9 protein-coding genes are annotated in these 20942 nt (G+C 51.6%); 7 read left to right on the top strand and 2 right to left on the bottom strand.

Annotation, left to right across the window (positions count from 1 at the left end; translation table 11 throughout):
* Nucleotides 1–1236 precede the first annotated feature (1236 nt).
* The 5 genes from ACN4EG_RS01315 to ACN4EG_RS01295 all read left to right on the top strand — a co-directional run bounded on the left by ACN4EG_RS01315 (nucleotide 1237) and on the right by ACN4EG_RS01295 (nucleotide 8262).
* Complete coding sequence (locus tag ACN4EG_RS01315; RefSeq protein WP_431627348.1) at nucleotides 1237–3003, top strand: Rqc2 family fibronectin-binding protein; 1767 nt, start codon at nucleotides 1237–1239, stop codon at nucleotides 3001–3003.
* Nucleotides 3004–3415: 412 nt separating this feature from the next.
* Nucleotides 3416–4576: a glycosyltransferase gene (locus ACN4EG_RS01310; RefSeq protein ID WP_431627347.1), complete on the top strand. Its 1161-nt coding sequence runs from the start codon at nucleotides 3416–3418 to the stop codon at nucleotides 4574–4576.
* A gap of 178 nt (nucleotides 4577–4754) precedes the next feature.
* Nucleotides 4755–5462, top strand: coding sequence for an undecaprenyl-phosphate galactose phosphotransferase family protein (locus ACN4EG_RS01305; RefSeq protein WP_431627346.1), 708 nt, complete (start codon nucleotides 4755–4757; stop codon nucleotides 5460–5462).
* Nucleotides 5463–6056: 594 nt separating this feature from the next.
* On the top strand, nucleotides 6057–7127 hold the full coding sequence (gene gmd, locus ACN4EG_RS01300) for a GDP-mannose 4,6-dehydratase (RefSeq protein ID WP_431627345.1): 1071 nt from the start codon (nucleotides 6057–6059) through the stop codon (nucleotides 7125–7127).
* 184 nt (nucleotides 7128–7311) lie between these two features.
* Complete coding sequence (locus tag ACN4EG_RS01295; RefSeq protein ID WP_431627344.1) at nucleotides 7312–8262, top strand: GDP-L-fucose synthase family protein; 951 nt, start codon at nucleotides 7312–7314, stop codon at nucleotides 8260–8262.
* Nucleotides 8263–8441: 179 nt separating this feature from the next.
* On the opposite strand, the gene ACN4EG_RS01290 is transcribed toward ACN4EG_RS01295, so the two are convergent.
* Both ACN4EG_RS01290 and ACN4EG_RS01285 read right to left on the bottom strand, forming a co-directional pair.
* A complete protein-coding gene (locus ACN4EG_RS01290) occupies nucleotides 8442–9896 on the bottom strand; it encodes a thioredoxin-like domain-containing protein (protein WP_431627343.1) in 1455 nt (484 codons plus the stop codon).
* Between the two features lie 62 nt (nucleotides 9897–9958).
* Nucleotides 9959–15733 carry a hypothetical protein gene (locus tag ACN4EG_RS01285; RefSeq protein WP_431627342.1) on the bottom strand — a complete coding sequence of 1925 codons (5775 nt, stop codon included), beginning with the start codon at nucleotides 15731–15733 and terminating at the stop codon, nucleotides 9959–9961.
* Between the two features lie 623 nt (nucleotides 15734–16356).
* Between ACN4EG_RS01285 and psaA the strand changes: the two genes are divergently transcribed.
* A complete protein-coding gene (gene psaA, locus ACN4EG_RS01280; protein WP_431627341.1) occupies nucleotides 16357–18624 on the top strand; it encodes a photosystem I core protein PsaA in 2268 nt (755 codons plus the stop codon).
* 25 nt (nucleotides 18625–18649) lie between these two features.
* Nucleotides 18650–20878, top strand: coding sequence for a photosystem I core protein PsaB (psaB, locus tag ACN4EG_RS01275; RefSeq protein WP_431627340.1), 2229 nt, complete (start codon nucleotides 18650–18652; stop codon nucleotides 20876–20878).
* The last annotated feature ends 64 nt before the right edge of the window (nucleotides 20879–20942 follow it).

Here is a 20942-nt window from a genome sequence, read left to right as displayed (position 1 = left end):
ACCCAGGCTTGGTACACTGAACGTAATCAATTGCAAAAGGCAGTAGATTGGCAGTTTACTACTGCCGATGCTCGGATTCGACTGAAGCGCCTCTATCCACAAATTGAAAACTGACAGTCCACTAGGGCACATCATCAATTTCCCCTAGAAGCCTCGAGGGATAAGTATTACAGTGGTCGTCCCAACTTTCCCAAACGAGGGGCGTAAAAACATCTACTGCAAGAGCGTCTGGCCTCTAAAGGATGACAGCACCTAGGGGAGACAATCTGAGAACCTACACCCTTTGGACAGATATCTGCGTCATTACTACACCCATCATCACTACACCATAGTCTAGGACGATCAAGAAAAGGTTCCTGGCTCCCGATCCTAGGAAGAAGCCCAAATTCAATCTGATATACGACAACGGATAGCAAGCTTAAAGGACATTAGAGAAATCGGCAAAATCGGGCAAGATTTTCCTGATTCTGAGTTTATACAACTTTATACAACAAGTTGACCAAACAGCACGATTAATGATGCCTAAGTGAGCTATTTAATTCATTAATTTCTATTTGAATTTTCGATTCCATTAGCATAAGAGTCGGTCATTTATATCAGTTCAGACAGATCGTTCAGACAGATAGTTAGATAGATAATTTAAACCCCATACTAAATATAGTTTTTGGCCATTTGTTCACTATTGTTTCCTATTGGAGTTGATAGCAGAATGGGTAGGGCTCTAGACTTAAGCCTTGCCCACGCTGTTTTAACATGGAGCTTGCTTCCCCTAATCAACGGGTCGCCTAACAGAATTTAATGGGGTGAACCAGGGAATGAGCCCACCGCTCAAGCCCACAGCCGTTATGCCCACGGCTGTTATGCCATAACCTACAAAAACACTAGGGCAGCCTGTTCGTTTACACTCTGTCTAGGAGTTCACTGAATGACTCCACCCTGAATTGATCTTGAATTGATGGACAAAACTTAATTCATCTTCACCCCAGCCCCTTTCCTAGAGCGGAAGAGGGCGTTTGAGACAGCCCTTGTGTTCACAGTCCCTTCTTCCAAAAGGGAAGAAGGGATTTAGAGATGAGGGCAAACGAGCGGTCAGTCAATCATTACGCCACTTAAATCATTACTCCACTTAATCGCCCACATAATCCACAGCCTTCTTTAAGCATGTAATCTTTTACCAGTGCCTCCGTACCCTCTCTACCTTTATCCTAACGCTCCATCACTTAGGCAACTCGAACTGTGCAGCCCGTTGATTTCACGACATTGATGGCGATTTGTCATGAACTTCGCCAAACCTGGATTCCTGCCCGCCTGGAGCAAGTTTACCAACGCGATCGCCATACCCTCTGTTTAGCCTTGCGCACCCTCCAGGGAAGGAGCTGGCTTACAATTTCCTGGAATCCCCAAGCAGCACGGCTCCACATCAGTGATCCCCCCCCGCGCCAGCCTGATACCTTCACCTTTAGCCAACAGCTGTGGCACCAACTGGGAGGATTAGCATTGGTGGACATCGCGATCGTGGCTCCCTTTGAGCGAGTCATTGCGCTCCAGTTTGCTAAACGGCCTGGGGATCCAATTCTCTGGCAGGTTTACGTGGAAATTATGGGGCAATACAGCAATGTAATTTTGGTCAACCAAGCCCAGGAAATTGTCACAGCAGCCTACCAAGTTGGGAATCGCCAGTCTCGGATTCGATCGATCCAAACGGGAGATCCCTACGAACTACCACCACGACCGACTAGTGATAGTCCTACGCTGGAAGAACCCCGCGATCGCTGGCAAGATCGCCTTCAACTGATCCCTGGCCCCCTGGGAAAAACCTTACTGAAAACCTATCGCGGCCTCAGTTCTACATTAGTGGCGGAGCTACTTAGCCGTGCTGATCTCGATGCGACGGTTCCAACCGATCGACTCCAGCCAACAGATTGGCAGCGATTATTTGACGCTTGGCAAACCTGGCTGAAAACCCTAGCCGAGGGGAACTTTCACCCTTGTTTGCGCCCTTCGGGATATTCGGTTTTGGGTTGGAACAAGCCGGACTTTTTCCCCTCAGCAGCACCGAATCTGAGCGCTCAGGAGATTCTAAACCGTTACTATACCGATCGCTGGAATGAGCAAATCTTTAGTCAACTGAAACACCAACTTCAGCAGCGCTTGGCCAATCTCCTCGGCAAATTACACAGTAAGAGATCGGGGTTTCTGGATCGCCTCCAGGCCAGCGATCGCGCAGATGAACTGCGCCAACAGGCGGATTTGTTAATGGCCCACCTGCACCTAGGGGAACCAGGTATGGATCAAATTGAGCTATCCGATTTTGCAACTGGAGAACCCATTAAAATTTCTCTGAGTCCCGAGAAAAATCTAGTCCAAAATGCCCAAAGTCTCTATAAGCAGTACCAGAAACTGACCCGAGCCAGGGCCGCGATCGATCCCCTCCTGGCCACTGTCCAAGGGGAAATTCACTACCTTGAGCAAGTTGAGACTGCGCTGCGTCAATTGGAAACCTACACCACGATCGCCGACCTCGACACCCTGGAAGAAATCCGGGAAGAACTGATCCAGCAGGGCTACTTAGAAGATCCCAACTATCGCCGGGAAGCCCAAGGCAGCGATCGGGCCAGTGAACCCCACCATTACCCAACCCCCAGTGGGTTTGAACTGCTGATTGGCCGCAATAACCGCCAAAATGACCAACTAACCTTTCGGACTGCGGGGGACTACGATCTTTGGTTTCACACCCAGGAAATCCCGGGTAGCCATGTGTTGCTGCGGATGCCACCGGGCAGCGTCCCCGATGAAGCAGATTTACAATTTGCCGCTGATCTCACCGCTTACTACAGCCAAGCCCGCCAAAGTGAGCAGGTTCCGGTGATCTACACCCAACCCAAACATGTTTACAAACCCAAGGGGGCAAAGCCAGGCACAGTAATTTATAAGCAGGAACAAATTCTCTGGGGCAATCCCCAAAGGGGGCTATCCTGGCTCCGGGAAGAGAAAAAGGTTTAGCGGACGACGGATCCAGATCGTAACGATCCCAGTTGCAGTGGGCGATCGCAAAGTTTCGAAATCATGTGAATTTTCACAACGAATTTTTCGTATTTTCTGTTACAATTCCAAGTCAATAGGGATAAATACTCTATAAGAGCCTTCTGCACGCTTGGGAACGCGCAGAGTTGAGGTTCCTTCGATGTGAAACGACAACAGCAAACCATTCTTGGTTTACTTAATATCTAGTTGACCAGCTTCTAGGGAGAGGCTGGTCGATTTGTTTTTGCGCGTCACTTGATCCAACTGAACCGCTATGCCTCACTGTTATGCCACTAACCGCTATGCTCGATTGATGGATTCATGCGCTGACTTGATCAATGCCTTATCTCTCGACTAGATTCCCGCTTTAGCCCTCTGACATCATTCGTCTATGCCCAGCTACGCCCTTGTCCATGAGTGGTTGACCCCAAAAGCCACTGGCGGTTCCGAACTCGTTGTCCAGGAAATCTTGCAGTACCTTGATGCAGATCTTTACGCCCTCATCGACTTTGAATCCCGCAACCCCAAAAGTTATCTCTACCGACGCACGATCGGCCATACGTTTTTGCAACATTTTCCCTTGGCAGAACAAGGCGTTCAGAAATACTTACCTTTGCTGCCCTTGGCGATCGAACAGTTGGATTTGGGTCCCTATGACATTATTTTGTCATCCTCCCATGCAGTGGCCAAAGGGGTGCTAACCAAAGCCCACCAGATGCATGTGTGTTACTGTCATGCCCCTATGCGCTACGCCTGGGATTTGACCTTTGACTATCTCAACAACAGTCGATCGGGGCGCGGAATTCCGGGCATCCTGACGCGCTATTTACTGCACCAACTGCGCCAGTGGGATGTCCTCTCTGCAAACCGGGTGGATTATTTTGTTGCTAATTCGAAAACGACAGCGCGACGAATTTGGCGCTGCTATCGGCGGGAGGCGGAAGTCATTTATCCCCCCGTTGCCGTCGATCGCTTTCCCTTGGTTACCGAAAAACAAGATTTTTATCTCACGGTCTCGCGGCTGGTGAGTTACAAGAAAGTTGATTTAATTGTCGAAACCTTTAACCAACTCGGTTTGCCCTTGGTGGTGATTGGCGATGGCCCTGATCTGGCAAAAATTCGTAAGCGGGCTAAGGCCAATATTCAACTCCTAGGTTGGCAATCCAATGAGGTGGTTGAACGCTACATGGCCCAGGCCAAAGCCTTTGTATATGCAGCCTATGAGGATTTTGGTATCGCCCCGGTAGAAGCCCAAGCCTGCGGGACACCCGTCATCGCTTACGCTGCTGGCGGTACTGGAGAAACGGTGAAAGATGTGCGACAGTGGGGCACCCAAGGCACGGGTATGCTATTCCCCCAACAAACGATCGCGAGCTTACAGGAAACGATTCAAGCTTTTGAAGATCAATACGCCCAGCTTCAGCCTGAGGTGATCCATCAGCATGCCTTAGGGTTCCAACCCACGGTCTTTCGCGATCGGTACTTGGAGTTTATCGATCGCAGTTACAGCGAGTTCAAAACCCAGCAGCATCTCGATCGTTCCTGGCTATGACAACCCATAAACTGCCCTAAAATTTGATCCAATTTAAGCCAAGTGGGGACGATCGCTTTATGATCGGAACTACATTTCTTCGAAAAAGTGAAAGCTTTTTTCGCAAAAATTTACAGTTTTTACGGAATTGAATTCATTTTTATCGAAAAATCAGTGTGTGGTGTGGAGTATGCGTAACATGACTGCCGATAGCCCAATTGCTTCGGGACAGGTCATTCGAGGTCAGTCAAAGTCTCGTCGGGGCAAACCGCCGCTTTGGACTTTACTGGATCGAGCGATCGTCAAACGCCTTTTTGATATTGTCTTTTCATTCTCTGTACTCATTCTTTTTTCACCGGTCTACTTGCTTTTGGCCCTGCTGGTCGCCCTCAGTTCCGATGGCCCAGTTTTTTACATCCAAGAGCGCGTAGGCAAGCAGGGTCGTCATTTTGGCTGCATTAAGTTCCGTACCATGGTCAATAATGCCGATCGGTTACTGACGGAAATGTTAGCCAGCTCGCCGCACTTACAGCAGGAATTTGAAGAAAATTTCAAACTCAAACAGGATCCGCGTATTACTTGGATCGGTCATTTCCTGCGGGTTACCAGTCTGGATGAATTTCCTCAATTCTGGAACGTTCTCATGGGGGACATGAGTGTGGTCGGGCCTCGTCCCTTGGTGCCCGAAGAACTCTACCGTTACGGCGATGCCATTGAGCAAGTGCTTTCTATCCGTCCCGGCATCACGGGGCTCTGGCAAGTCTCGGGACGCAATGACATTCCCTATCCCCAACGGGTTCGCATGGATGCTTACTACGTCACTCACCGTAGATTTTGGTTGGATTTCTGGCTGATCATCAAGACGGTGCGCGTTGTGCTCTTTCCTAAAAACAACGGTGCCTACTAGGGGGTCGTGAACTTTACCCTGACAGGCTAAATTCCCTGGACTAAGCTCACTAGATTTTGTCTAACCGCTATACTGTCTTCGATAAAACTTGCATCAGGCAATTGGCGGAACTTTAAGGAGTCTTCGTACAGACTTTGGCCTGACTTTATACGATCCTCGCCCAATTCAGGCTAGGCTATTGGCACCTTCTTGAGACCAAAACGTGAACTATGCATGACTTCAGGAATTTAAGTCGTTGGACAGTTGTCTCTGGCAAGCCAACGCACAAAGATTCATTGCAGTCGTTTCGATCACGCTTGGTTGAGGGATTAATAAATCTATAAATTTCAATCTAGGACGATCGAGTAATGAGGCGTCTCATCACGATTTTTTGCCTAGAAGGTTTGATTTTTATACGGATCCCTAATCCATTTGGATGAGTTCATTAGAGACCAGACTTGCACTTAGATCCATTCCATCTGTAGCAGTTGGACTTGTGGCAGTTGGACTTGTGGCAGTTGGACTTTTGTCCTTCCACGAGATTTGTACGAAAGCTAGTCTGTAATGATTTGTAAATGTTTTCTATCGTGATTCGCAGGGAAGGAAAGAACTAGCATGACGCAACGTAAGCGGGCATTGATTACAGGGATTACCGGGCAAGATGGTTCCTATTTGAGTGAACTCTTGCTGGAGCAGGGCTACGAAGTGCACGGGATTATCCGTCGTACCTCCACCTTCAACACCGATCGGATCGACCACATCTACGAAGATCCGCACGCAGAAGGAGCACGCCTGTTCCTACACTACGGTGACCTGACCGATGGCACCATGCTGGGTCGCATCATTGAAGAAGTTCAACCCCACGAAATTTATAACCTCGGTGCCCAATCCCACGTTCGGGTCAGCTTTGACTCTCCGGAATACACTGCTGACAGTGTGGGAATGGGTGCCCTGCGCCTGTTGGAAGCCGTACGGGACTATCAGCAACGGACTGGCAATGAAGTGCGTTATTACCAAGCCGGTTCTTCAGAAATGTACGGCAAGGTGCTGGAAGTCCCCCAGAGCGAACTAACGCCCTTCTATCCCCGCAGCCCCTACGCCTGCGCGAAAGTCTTTGCCCACTGGCAAACCGTTAACTACCGCGAATCCTACAATCTATTTGCCTGCAACGGGATTTTGTTTAACCACGAATCTCCCCGTCGTGGCGAAACCTTTGTAACCCGCAAGATTACCCGTGCAGTAGCTCGTATTGCAGCTGGGAAACAAAAGAAACTGTTCATGGGCAACCTGGATTCCAAGCGGGACTGGGGCTACGCCAAGGACTATGTGCGGGCAATGTGGCTGATGTTGCAGCAATCTGAGCCCGATGATTATGTGGTAGCAACGGGTGAAACCCACTCGGTTAAAGAGTTTCTTGACCTAGCCTTTGGTCGAGTCAATATGGATTGGCAACAGTATGTAGAATTTGACCCTCGCTACCTGCGTCCGGCAGAGGTGGATCTGCTGATTGGAACCCCAGCGAAGGCGAAGGAAAAACTCGGTTGGGAGCCTTCGGTAACCTTTGAAGAATTGGTGAACTTGATGGTGGATGCTGATCTGCGTGCCGTCGGCATTGATGCCCCCGCTGGCCCAGTGAATTCTGAGAATGCGATCGTGCGGGAAAACGTAGCTGCTATGTCTTTCTAGATGAATCATTGCAGCCATCTCTCCTGAAGGAGATAGCTGATTTTGGAATAGGGACTGAGGGCATCTTAATAGGCTTTCTCAGTCCTTATTTGTAAATTCTCAACTTGTAAATTCTGCGTTGCAAGTTGTTGAGCCATTTTTCAAGATACCCAGCAGTTTTTTACAGTACAAGGCTAGACATACCATGACTTCAGCAGCGATCGACCTTTCTAATAAGCGCATTGTCGTGACCGGCGGTGCAGGATTCCTCGGCAAACAGGTAGTGCAGCAATTAATCGCTGCCGGAGCCAATCCTGATAAAATTTCCATTCCCCGATCGAAGGACTATGACCTGCGGCAATGGGAAGCTTGCCAACGGGCTGTCGCTAATCAAGATATTGTGATCCACCTTGCAGCTCACGTCGGCGGTATTGGCCTTAACCGGGAAAAACCTGCGGAGTTGTTTTACGACAACCTGATGATGGGCACACAGTTGATCCATGCAGCCTATCAAGCCGGGGTAGAGAAATTTACCTGCGTCGGGACGATCTGCGCCTATCCCAAGTTCACCCCGGTGCCTTTCAAGGAAGAAGACATCTGGAACGGCTACCCGGAGGAAACCAACGCCCCCTACGGCGTCGCCAAAAAAGCACTCTTGGTACAGCTTCAGTCCTACCGCCAACAGTACGGCTTTAACGGCATTTACCTGCTGCCCGTCAATCTCTACGGCCCAGAAGACAACTTCGATCCCCGCAGTTCCCACGTGATTCCGGCGCTGATTCGGAAAGTGCACGAAGCCCAACTTCGGGGAGATACAGAAATTCCCGTCTGGGGCGACGGTAGCCCAACGCGGGAATTCCTGTACTCCGAGGATGCGGCCCGAGGTATTGTGATGGGAACGACTTCCTACAATCACGAGGATCCGGTCAACTTGGGCACCAATCGGGAAATTTCCATTAAGGATTTGATCGAACTAATCTGTCAGTTGATGGAATTCAAGGGCGAAATCGTCTGGGAAACGGAGCAACCCAATGGCCAGCCTCGCCGCTGTTTAGATACCCAACGGGCGAAGGATCGGTTCGGTTTTGAGGCGAAGGTCAGCTTTGAAGAAGGGCTGAAAAATACGATCGAGTGGTACCGAGCCAACGCTCAGTAAGTCCTGAAATTCTCCATCGAATAGAACAATTTCTATTCATTCCGTCTACGAGGGAGCTATGACTAGCTCCCTATTTTGTAAGCAGGATTTTATGAGCACGATCGCATTATCTGGCCCCATTACCCTGACTTTAGCTTGACCATAGCGCAACTCCTGCAAAGTGGCGATTCCATGGGCAACTAGAACCGACAAATTCCTGGCGGGCAGAGATCTGAGAAGGGAAGGACGAAGCGATCGCCCGTTTGCCGATCTAGCCGCACAATCCGGTGATGGTTGGTATCCGCCACAAACAGCCAGTTATGGGCGATCGCCAGTCCCGCAGGTTCCGCAAAATCGGCAAACATCGTTTCGCATTGCCCTGTCGCCAGATTGATCCGTTTGATTTTGTGGTTGTAGGTATCCGCCACCCAAAGATCGGGCTGATTACCGGATGGATCATAGGCTAGCCCCAGACAGTGTTGTAGCCGTACCCCTTCACCTTGACCATCTCGATCGCCAAAGTTGTAGAGATTCCCCGAGCCGCAAATGCTCCTCACGATCGGCTCTTCAACCAGCGTAATGGCTCTCACCGTACTGCTTTCACAATCCGCCACAAACAACGATCGACCATCCGTCGCCAATCCACTCGGTTGGGCAAAGGCCGCCCTTTCTACCACACCGTCGAAACAACCCTCCGCACCCGTTCCTGCCCAGGTTTGCAAGTGGCCCGTCGTGAGATCCAAGCACCAAATTTGATGGGATCCAGCCATGGCAACCCATAGGACGCGATCGTGCCAGAGCAAATCCCAGGGGGAATTCAGGGCTACAGCTTGGGCCAGTCCACCGTGGGGATAGAGCCAGGGACTTTGGACACCTGTTCCCGCGATCGTGGTGATTTGGTAGGTGTTTAAGTCAATTTTGCGAACTGCGTGATTACCTGTATCGGCCACGTACAATGCTTTGCCGCTTGGATCGAGGGCCAAACCCTGGGGATTGGCAAACTGTGCCCTATCCCCATCGCCATCCTGAAAACCAGCCTGTCCCTGACCGATCGATTGGCTAGTTTGTCCCAAAAAATCGGTCACGACAATACGATGGTGGCCAGAATCCGCAATGAAGAGGCGATCGGAGGCGCGATCGGCTAGCACTTTACCGGGAAACCGTAGAGATTCTAGGTGCGGGACGGGGGATGGAGGCGTCGCGATCGCGGTTGCGGCCTTGGAGTCCACCAGTGCCTGCAAAGCGGATTCAATGCGATCCAACTGCCCTTCTCCGATCGCCGTCAACACGATATAGCCCTGGGCATCAATCAGCACAAAGGTGGGATAGGCACGCACCGCATAGGCATCCCAGATGTGTCGATCGTGATCCACAACAACGGGATGGCGAATGTTGTAACGGTCGATCGCCCCTTGAATCCCTGCGATCGCGTTTTCTGCCGCAAATTTCGCCGTGTGCACGCCAATGAAAGTAACCTGCTGGTAATATTTCTCAGCCAGATGGTGCAACTGGGGCAAAACGTGTAAACAGTTGATACAGCCATAGGTCCAGAAATCCAACAAAATAGGCTGCCCCCGCAATGACGCGATCGAGAGAGCAGCACTATTGAGCCAAACTAAATTTTGAGGAAACTGGGGCGCACGCACGCGAACCATAGAGTTATTTCAGGGAAATGTCAGGGAATCTATCCCCAGAGTAGTCCATGGGTTCGCGATCGCTATTTTTTCTCCGCCGTTACAGAAGTTCCAGCGGTGGCCGCCGCTGAATTGACGCCTTTACTCGAGGCACCATTAGTCGAGGCACCCGCTGCATCAACCGACTTCTCGATCGGGGCCGAAGGCTTTAAGTATGCTTTCAGGTAGTCATACTTATCGGCCTTGTCTGGGTTATCAGCTTTGTCTGTCTTATCTGTGCCCTTTGCCTGATCGGCCTGCTTCTCCACTGACTTGTCTGGCATTTGTTTCTCAGCCACCGTAGGACTAGAGACAGCAGTTTTAGAAACCGCAGGACTGGACAAAGCCGCACTAGGCACAGGCTTGACCGGAACCACTGGTTTGACTGGAGTCACCGCTTTTACAGGAGCCACCGCCGGAGCTGGAACCGCAGCCTTCACCGGAGCCGTAGTTTTCACAGGCACTGGGGGTTTTACCGGAGTCGCAGTTTTTACAGGGGTAACTGGTTTAGCGGGGACGATCGGCTTAGTCGAGGCTGCCGTTAATTTTACTGCTGACGATTTCGCCTCTGATTTCACCTCACTTGGCTTGGACTCCGCCGGGGCTGGCTTGGATAGCGTCGCTTTAGCGGGTAAAGGCTTAGCAGGTTGACCGATCGGGGTTGAGACGCGATCGGATTTTACCGCTGCTGGCGCAACCGAGGGACTAGACTCCGGTGCGGCTAACTTGGGAAGCTTGATTTGATCCTTCAGCCGATTAAAGACACTGCCCAAGGAAGGCTCTGACGGGGAAGACGGACGGGTTGCCGGAGCGATCGAGGCTGGCGTTTTGACGGTTGGGGTTGTCGTCGCCGTTTTTTCCGGAGCGGATGCCTTGGGCGCTGCATTCACTGGGGTCGTAGCATTCACCTTGGGAGCGGTAACAGCGGGCGAGGTCACTTTAGGAGCGATGACGGGAGCTTTCGGAGCCAGAGAAGGCGAGATCGTTGGCTTTGCAGGTGAGGCAGGTTGTGAACTGGTCTTTGGTGCAACTGCTTTCGGTGCAACTGCTTTCGGTGCAACTGCTTTCGGTGCAACTGTCTTCGGTACCACCGTTGGGGAACCCGTGGAGGAAATCGCAGGTTTAGCACCAGGAGCAACCGTCACAGGCTTGCTAGCCTCAGGCTTTTTCGCTTCAGCAGGCTTAGTCTGAGCAGGTTTAGCGATCGAGGATTTCAGTTCAGACTTTTGTTCAGACTTTTGCGAGGTGAAGGGTTTGAGATTGGAAACCGTTTCTGGACGGGCGATCGCGCTTGGAGCCGGAGAGACCTTAGTGACCGTCTTCGCAGGAGTAACCGTCTTCGCAGGGGTTGAAGCTGCGGGTTTCGTCCCAAATTTCGGAGCTTCAGATTGTTTTACTTCAGATTTCGTCACCTCAGGTTTCGCAATCCTAGGCTCAACAATCTCAGGCTTCACAATCTCAGGTTTCGCAACTTTCTCCGACTCAGGTTTCGCCCCAGACGATTTTGATGCCTCCGGTTGCTTAAACCGCTCCAGGAAGCCATTCAACGGATTCGCTTCTGGGGTTGCGATCGCACTGGGTTTAGCCGATGCAGAAACCTGGGGTTTCACAGGCAGTCGATCGTCCGCCTGCTTCAACCGCTTAACCAGTTCATCCAAACTTTCCGATTGGGAGGTCGGAGCAGGAGTCGCCATTGGCGCAGATTTCGGAGCGACGATACTCGTCTTGGGCGTTACAGGAATCTTAGCCGCCGCAGGGGTCGGCACTGCAATGGCAGGAACCTTAGGCGCGACCTTGGCAGAGGGCACATTAGCAGAGGGCACGATCGGGGCAATCGAAGGTGCTACCGCTGGCTTAGGTACTACTGCTGGCTTGGGTGCTACCGCTGGGCTCAGCTTCACCGTGGGTTTCACCGCTGGGCTACTGGATGGTTTAACCGTTGGCTTAACAGAAGTGGGTTGGACGGGAGTCGAGGTAGGTTTCGCGATCGCTTTCACCTCAGGCTTCACCGCGGGCTTGGTTTCCGGTTTTGCCTCCGGTTTAGGCTCAGGCTTAGTCTCCGGCTTTTGGAGCCGTTCTAGAAATCCCTTGAGAGGATTATCAAACTTCTCAGGTTCGGTAGGTTTGGATGCCGATTTAGCCTCAGGTTTGCTCGTCGTCACAGGCTGAGGCACGATCGCTGAAGGGACAGGCTTAGCATTTACCGATGGGGCGATCTCCGGAGCTACGGGCGCTTTGGGCGTCACCGCTGACGGGGTTATCACTTTAGTCGCCGCTGGCTTCTCCGTCGGAGATGACTTCGCCCCTGGACTCGGGACAGTCGTCGCTTTTGCCGCCGCTTTGGGCGCAGTGGTTGGTGCAGTAGCTGGGCTCGGTGGAGGCGTTGCTGGCTGACGGAACCGCTGGAGGAACCCACCCAAGGCATTTTGGGGGGATTGAGTTGCAGGCTTGGGCGCGATCGTGGACGGCGCGTTTAGCGTCGGTACTTTTGGCGTCGGTGCTTTCACCGCTGCGGGACTGGGCAAAACCGACGGGGCGATCGCAGGCTTCGGAGCTTCCGGTTTCTTCGCTGCTGGCTGTTTAATTTCTGGCCGTTGGGCTTCTGGTTTCTTGACCTCTGGTTTCTTGACTTCCAGCTTCTTAGCTTCTGGTGGCTGCACCTTAAGCGGTTTAGCTTCAGGCTGCTTCACCGGGGGCGTGACCGCAGCTGGACTAGGCAAGGGTTGAACCACCTCCGGTTGAGCCGGAGAAGACTTGCGGAAGCGATCGAAGAAACTGCTGAAAGGCGACTTTTCCGCTTTGGCCTCAGGTTTCGACAATTCCGGCTGAACCGAGGGAAGAACGGCGGAGGGTTTTACAGGCACCTTCGGTTCTGCGAGCACCTTCGTCTCTGGCAGTTTAGCCGCAGGTTTGACCGTTGGCGGGACAGCAACCTTCGGCGCAAGCTTCACAGGTTCCGGAGCTTTAACCTTTAGATCCGCAGGAATGGGCGTTTTCTCGATCGTCGGTTTAGCTTTACCCGCTTCAGATTTGGGCTGGGCGATCGCAGGTTTAAGTTCCTCCCGAACTTTAGGCGCTGGACTCACGATCGGTGCAGGAGAGACCGCCGGGGAGGTTGACGCAGGAGCCGCAGGTTTACGGAAACGTGCCCAGAAACCACCTATCTTTTCCGTCGGTTTTTCGATCGGTTTCTCAGACGCTTCCTTCAGTTTTTCAATTGTGGAAGTCTCAGCCTTATTAGATCCTTCCTTTGGCGCAGTCGGTTTTGGGTTAACCGATGGCACAACGGCAGGAACCTTAGAGGCTTCCGGTTTAGGCACAATCACAGGAACGGGCACCGGAGCCACCTTCGGCGCAGTCACCTTCGGCGCAATTAATGGAGTGGTAGATTTTGCAGGAGCCACAGGCGAGATCGCGGGTTTAGGCGCAATCTCTTTAGCTTCCGGCTTTACTTCTGACTTAGCTTCCGAAGCTTTCTGTTCAGCAGGGCGAGCCTTAGGACTAGCCTGGGGAGCTACTGAAGGTTTGACTTCTGTTGGAGCGGCTGGCTTACGGAAACGATCGAAGAACCCACCCTTTTTCTCCGGCGTTGCGACTTTTTTCTCAGTCTCTTTTTTCTCAACCTGAGGAGTCACCGTTGAAGCACTCGACTTGGGCGCTGGTACGATCGGCGTAACCGCTGACTTCGGCGTTGGTGCAGGTTGACTCGGAGCAGGAGCCGTAGCTTTCCCCGGAATGGGAATGGGAATGGGAATCGGCACCACGTTGGGCTTCGAGGCTGACCCAGGGGCGATCGGGATTGGCGTAGGACTGCTGGGAGTTTTCAGCTTCACCGCTTTCGGTTCCGGCGATTTTGCAGGAATGGGACTCGCAGAAGGACTCGCCCCAGGACTGACTGAAGAACTCGCAGATGGCGTTACTTCTGGTTTTGTTGCTGGTTTAACCTCGGATTTCGCATCCTTATCTTTTGGTGCTGGCGGAGCCGCTGGACGGAAGCGATCGAAAAATCCACCTTTCTTCTCTGGTGGGGCCGCTTTAGCCGCTGCTTCCGGGGCAGGAGCCGCTGGAGCTACAGCTTTTACTGGAGCCGGAGCCGGAGCCGGAGATTCCGTCGGCTTGGATAATTCCACCTTGGGCGCTTCCACTTTCGGCGCTTCCACCTTAGGTTCCGTCGCAGACGTTTTCTCTACAGACGTTTTCTCTGCAGGCTGAGGAGAAGTTTTTGCGGATTCAGCGGATTTCGCAGATTCGATCGGTTGTGGCGTGATCGACGGTTTTACTTCTACTCTCCGCCCCGGAGACAACTTAAAGAAACCTTTCTTTGCTGGCGCTTTTTCTGAAGGTGCAACTTCTGTAGGGACAACGGGCTGAGGTTTTTCCGTTTTTGCTTTCGTCGGCTCAGGCGCAAGTTGTAAGGGTTCTGGCGCTTTCTCCGGCGCAGGTAGGACTTGTTTTACAGATTTTGCTTCCGGAGCAGAGGGCGTTGCGGGGGCTGTCGCTTTTTCCGCAGCAACTTTCCCTTTTTGAGCCTTTAATTTCTCAGATTTCGCTGCTGGCGGAACCTCTGATTGGGCCTTTTTCGTTTTGGATTCCGCTGCTGGCCCAACTGGAATGGGAATTGGGACGGGAATCGGTAGCCCACCCGGCGCAATTTTAAGATCACCAGATTTCAGATCTGCTTTCGGCTCGATCGCGGGAGCCGTCGGCACCGCTGTAGGTTCAACCGTTTTAGCTTCTGTTTTTTTAGCTGCTGTCTTCTGAGTCTCCGCTGAACCACCAGGCGTTTCACTGGGGACAGCCCCAGGTTCCCCTATAGGAGTCACAGCAGGAGCAACGCTCGGTGATACCCCAGGACTGGGAACAGGTTCCGGCGGTTGGTAGTTGGGATCCACAATCCCCCGCGCTTCGGTGATCGTCAGTTCCCCTCGGATCAATTTAGATAAGGTATCGCTGCCACCCGGTTCAAAGGTAAAGACCCGCGCCGTGTTATTGGCAAAATTTTCGATCGCGCGACCTTTATCGTTAATAAATTCCAATTGAACCCAGTTTTGTCCTGGTTTAAAGCCTTTCAGGTAAATCGGCTGCCAGCGATCGAGATTAAAGCTTTGACCATTCACCGTCGCCTTAATCTTCCAATCCTCAACCTCATCCTTTTTATTACCTTGGGCAACTAAATGAAGGGGCGCATTGGTCAAATAAAAATCTAACAGGATCGGTTCTGCGCCATAGGTTCCCTGAGGCCGACTATAAGTCAGCAAGGGTTTATCGGGATCCGGTGCATTTTCCCCAGTCTTAGTCAAAACATGAAACGTAACCTGGGCATAGGCTCCATCATTTTTAAAGCTCTCATGCCAAGGTCGAGAGGCAAATACCCGTAGCGTGTGGGTTCCTGGTGTCAGATCCTTGAGTTGGAACGGTTGGCTCAGGTCATAAACCGCCTGATAGGGCTGGTTATCTAAAAAGAGGTGCAGGTGCGGCCCCAAGCCAAACTTGGCATCTTTATAGATCGGCAAATCTTTGACGCGCAAACGCACATCAACCGTTGTATCCTGCACCACTTCATCAGCCTTAGGGCTGACCACCGTAATTTGAGGCTGATATTTTTCCAGCACTTGACGCAGTTCCTGGATGGCCAGCGGTGGCGACGCTTCTGAAAGTTGTCCTGAGGTCTTCACCGAAGCAGCCAAAGCGGGGGAACCACTCCACAGACCCATCAGCAACATCACCAAGCCCAGGGCAACGGGCTTCTTTAAGGTTTTCCACCAGCGACGCCGTCCCACCACGCGATCGTTCTCCTTATAAAAAACGAATTTTGTCAAAGGCAATACTCTTTTCCATTTCAGCTTAAAGCCTATGGGCACTATAGCGGAAAAGCCCGAAATCACTGGCTAATCCTCACGAAAGTCTATGAATTCTGGATCCAAAGACCGTTTTAGCATTTATCCTACTATTCTCATTTCTAAGAAGGCACGATCCCAAAATCATTCTTTTAATCATTTTCGTAACATTTGTTCACTCACGCATTGAAACAACGTAATTGATCGCAATCAATTGTTGACTTTCTCTTTTTCAATCATGAAGTTGTGTAAATGCTATTGCTTCCCCCTTGACTTTTTGAACTTTAAGAGTGGTCAAAAGCTCTATGTGATTTAGCTTTTAGGGTTTTTGAATTATTGTTAATCCTATCCAGAAACACTTTCGTTCAAGACCTATAATGACAGGCGTGAGAACCTAGTTCGAGCAGCGATCCCTTGCTAGTTAAGGCTTTTAGCTGAGATAGTTTAAGGGGGCTTCGCATAGACCAAACGGCACAAACCGCATTCTGGCTGATTCTTCAGCACCTTGGTCTTATCCAACATGGCTTGCGTTTGTAAAGTTAGTTCGTGCTAAGCACTGCCTATTAGGGATACCTCGTTCCTTTTCTAGAGAGAGGAGAGTCTCAATGACAATCAGCCCACCGGAGCGCGAGGCGAAGGTGAAGGTTGTTGTCGATAAGGATCCGGTTCCGACTTCCACCGAAAAATGGGGTCAGCCTGGTCACTTCGATCGCACCCTCGCTAAGGGGCCCAAAACCACCACTTGGATTTGGAACCTCCACGCTAACGCTCACGACTTCGATAGCCATACTTCTGACTTAGAAGACGTATCTCGCAAAATTTTTAGCGCCCACTTTGGTCATTTGGCCGTTGTGTTCATTTGGCTCAGTGGCATGTATTTTCATGGCGCTAAGTTTTCAAATTATGAAGCTTGGTTGACGGATCCTCTAGGTGTCAAGCCTAGTGCACAGGTCGTTTGGCCTATCGTCGGTCAAGAAATTTTGAATGGTGATGTTGGTGGTGGATTCCACGGCATCCAAATTACGTCTGGCTTATTCCAGATGTGGCGCGCCGCCGGTATTACAAACAGTTTTCAGCTTTACTGCACTGCCATTGGCGGTCTAGTAATGGCTGGTTTGATGTTGTTTGCTGGCTGGTTCCACTACCACAAGGCAGCTCCGAAGCTGGAGTGGTTCCAAAACGCCGAATCCATGATGAACCACCACTTGGCTGGTTTATTCGGTTTGGGTTCATTGGGATGGGCAGGTCACCAAATCCACGTATCTCTGCCGATCAACGAACTGTTGGATAAGGGCGTTCCTGCGAGCAAGATTCCTCTGCCGCACGAGTTCATCCTGAATCCTCAGTTGATGGCAGACATCTATCCCAGCTTTGCCAAGGGCTTAACCCCCTTCTTTACCTTAGACTGGGGCGCGTATGCTGACTTCCTGACCTTCAAGGGTGGCTTGAACCCCGTAACCGGTGGCCTGTGGCTGACCGATACGGCGCACCACCACCTCGCATTGGCAGTGATGTTCATCGTGGCTGGTCATATGTACCGCACGAACTGGGGCATCGGCCATAGCATGAAGGAAATCCTGGAAGCTAACGGGCCCGACCCCGTCATGATTACTGGGAATGGTCACAAGGGTCTATACGAAACCTTGACCACCTCTTGGCATGCAAACCTGGCTATTAATCTAGCGATCGGTGGCTCTGTCACCATCATCGTGGCTCAGCATATGTATGCAATGCCACCCTATCCTTACCTGGCGACAGACTATGCAACGCAACTGTCGCTATTCACCCACCACATGTGGATTGGCGGATTCCTCATCGTAGGGGCGGCTGCTCACGGTGCCATCTTCATGGTGCGTGACTATGATCCGGTGGTAAACCAAGGCAACGTGTTGGATAACGTTATCCGTCACCGCGATGCCATCATCTCCCACTTGAACTGGGTTTGTATTTTCCTGGGCTTCCATAGCTTTGGTCTGTACATCCACAACGACACTATGCGGGCCTTCGGACGTCCTCAGGACATGTTCTCCGATACCGCAATCCAACTTCAGCCCATCTTTGCGCAGTGGGTGCAAGGCATCCATGCAGCTGCAACAGGTTTGGGTTCCACTGCTCCTGGTGCACTGGCTCCGGCAAGTGTTGCCTTCGGTGGAGATGTTGTAGCGATCGGTGGCAAGGTTGCCATGATGCCGATCGCCCTGGGCACCGCAGACTTCCTGGTGCACCATATTCACGCCTTCACAATTCACGTGACGGTGCTCATCCTACTCAAGGGTGTTTTGTTTGCCCGTAGCTCCCGTCTGATTCCAGACAAAGCCAATCTGGGCTTCCGCTTCCCTTGTGACGGCCCTGGTCGCGGCGGTACCTGCCAAGTTTCTGGTTGGGATCACGTCTTCCTAGGTCTGTTCTGGATGTACAACTCCATCTCGGTTGTGATTTTCCACTTCTCTTGGAAGATGCAGTCTGATGTCTGGGGTACTGTTTCGCCCGATGGGACTGTCAACCACATTACCTACGGCAACTTTGCTCAAAGCGCAATCACGATCAATGGTTGGCTGCGTGACTTCCTGTGGGCGCAAGCTTCTCAGGTAATCAATTCCTACGGTTCTGCGCTGTCTGCTTACGGTCTCATGTTCCTGGCCGCCCACTTCATCTGGGCCTTCAGCCTCATGTTCCTGTTCAGCGGTCGCGGCTACTGGCAAGAATTGATTGAGTCCATCGTTTGGGCACACAACAAGCTAAAAGTGGCTCCTGCTATTCAGCCTCGTGCTCTGAGCATTATCCAGGGTCGAGCTGTGGGCGTGGCACACTACCTCTTAGGCGGAATCGCCACTACGTGGGCGTTCTTCCTAGCTCGGTCACTTTCACTATGATGAGCCAGGAGGATTATTAGGACTTATGGCGACTAAATTTCCCAAATTTAGCCAAGACCTTGCCCAAGATCCGACGACTCGTCGTATTTGGTACGGGATCGCCACGGCTCATGACTTTGAAAGCCATGATGGCATGACGGAAGAGAAGCTCTATCAAAAGATCTTCGCAACCCACTTCGGTCACCTGGCAATCATCTTCCTGTGGGCTTCTGGCAGCCTGTTCCACGTTGCTTGGCAAGGCAACTTCGAGCAGTGGATTAAAGATCCGCTGAATGTTAAACCGATCGCTCACGCGATCTTTGACCCTCAGTTTGGTAAGGGTGCCGTTGATGCCTTCACTCAGGCAGGCGCTTCCTACCCTGTGGACATTGCTTACTCCGGTGTTTATCACTGGTGGTACACCATTGGGATGCGTACGGTTGGTGATCTGTATCAAGGTTCCATCTTCCTGCTCATTCTGTCTGCAATCCTGCTATTCGCTGGTTGGCTACACTTGCAACCCAAGTTCCGTCCCAGCTTGGCATGGTTCAAAAATGCTGAATCCCGTCTGAACCACCACTTGGCTGGTTTGTTTGGGGTTAGCTCCCTGGCTTGGACTGGTCACCTGGTTCACGTCGCAATTCCTGAATCCCGTGGTCAACACGTGGGTTGGGACAACTTCCTCTCTGTCGCACCTCACCCCGCAGGTCTAGCTCCCTTCTTTACAGGGAACTGGGGTGCGTATGCACAGAACCCTGATACCGCTGGGCATGTGTTTGGCACTGCTCAAGGTGCAGGGACCGCAATCCTGACCTTCTTGGGTGGTTTCCATCCTCAGACCGAGTCCCTGTGGCTCACTGATATGGCTCACCACCACCTGGCAATTGCTGTTCTCTTCATCATTGCTGGTCACATGTACAAGACCAATTTTGGAATTGGTCATAGCATGAAAGAGATCATGGAAGCGCATAATCCTCCTAAAGGCACGCCCTTCGGCGGCATGATTGGGGATGGGCATAAAGGGATGTATGACACCTACAACAACTCCCTACACTTCCAACTCGGTTGGCACTTGGCTTGCTTGGGCGTAGTTACCTCTTTGGTAGCTCAACACATGTACTCCATGCCTCCCTACGCGTTCATCGCGAAAGACTTCACCACGATGGCAGCACTCTATACCCATCACCAGTACATTGCTGGGTTCCTGATGGTTGGTGCTTTTGCCCATGGTGCAATCTTCCTGGTTCGTGACTACGATCCAGAAGCTAACAAAAACAACGTTCTAGCACGGATGCTGGAGCACAAAGAGGCTCTCATCTCTCACTTGAGCTGGGCTTCCCTCTTCCTGGGCTTCCACACCCTGGGTCTGTACGTCCACAACGATGTTGTGGTTGCTTTCGGAACTCCCGAAAAACAAATCCTCATTGAGCCTGTCTTCGGGCAATGGGTTCAAGCATCCTCTGGTAAGCTGCTCTACGGCCTCCAAACGTTGCTGTCCAACCCTGAAAGCGTGGCTTACACGGCTTATCCTAACTACGGTAACGTTTGGTTGCCCGGTTGGCTGGACGCCGTCAACAGTGGCAAGAACTCCTTGTTCCTGACGATCGGCCCTGGCGACTTCCTGGTACACCACGCGATCGCGTTGGGTCTGCACGTAACCACTTTGATTCTAGTCAAGGGCGCACTGGATGCTCGCGGCTCCAAGCTGATGCCTGACAAGAAAGATTTCGGCTATGCCTTCCCTTGCGATGGCCCCGGTCGTGGCGGTACTTGCGACATCTCTGCGTGGGATTCCTTCTACCTGTCCATGTTCTGGATGCTGAATACCATTGGCTGGGTTACTTTCTACTGGCACTGGAAACACCTATCTATCTGGTCTGATAACGTAGCTCAATTCAACGAGTCTTCGACCTACTTAATGGGCTGGTTCCGTGACTACCTGTGGCAGTACTCTGCTCCGTTGATTAATGGTTACAACCCCTATGGGATGAACAACCTAGCTATTTGGTCATGGATCTTCTTGGGTGCTCACTTGGCTTGGGCAACTGGTTTCATGTTCCTGATCAGCTGGCGTGGTTATTGGCAAGAGTTAATCGAAACCCTCGTTTGGGCCCATGAGCGCACTCCTCTGGCGAACCTGGTTCGTTGGAAGGACAAGCCGGTGGCACTGTCCATCGTGCAAGCACGCTTGGTTGGTTTAACTCACTTCACTGTGGGCTACATCTTTACCTACGCGGCGTTCCTGATTGCTTCGACTGCTGGTAAGTTCGGTTGATCGAGCTAGTGATCTTTAACTGAAAAAGCCTCCCGAATGGGAGGCTTTTTTGTATCTAGATAAT

The organism is Alkalinema pantanalense CENA528, from assembly GCF_050753345.1.
GTDB classification, from domain to species: Bacteria; Cyanobacteriota; Cyanobacteriia; order Leptolyngbyales; family Leptolyngbyaceae; genus Alkalinema; species Alkalinema pantanalense.
Note: the sequence above shows the minus strand (reverse complement) of the source record. Positions and strands in the feature narration are given on the sequence as shown.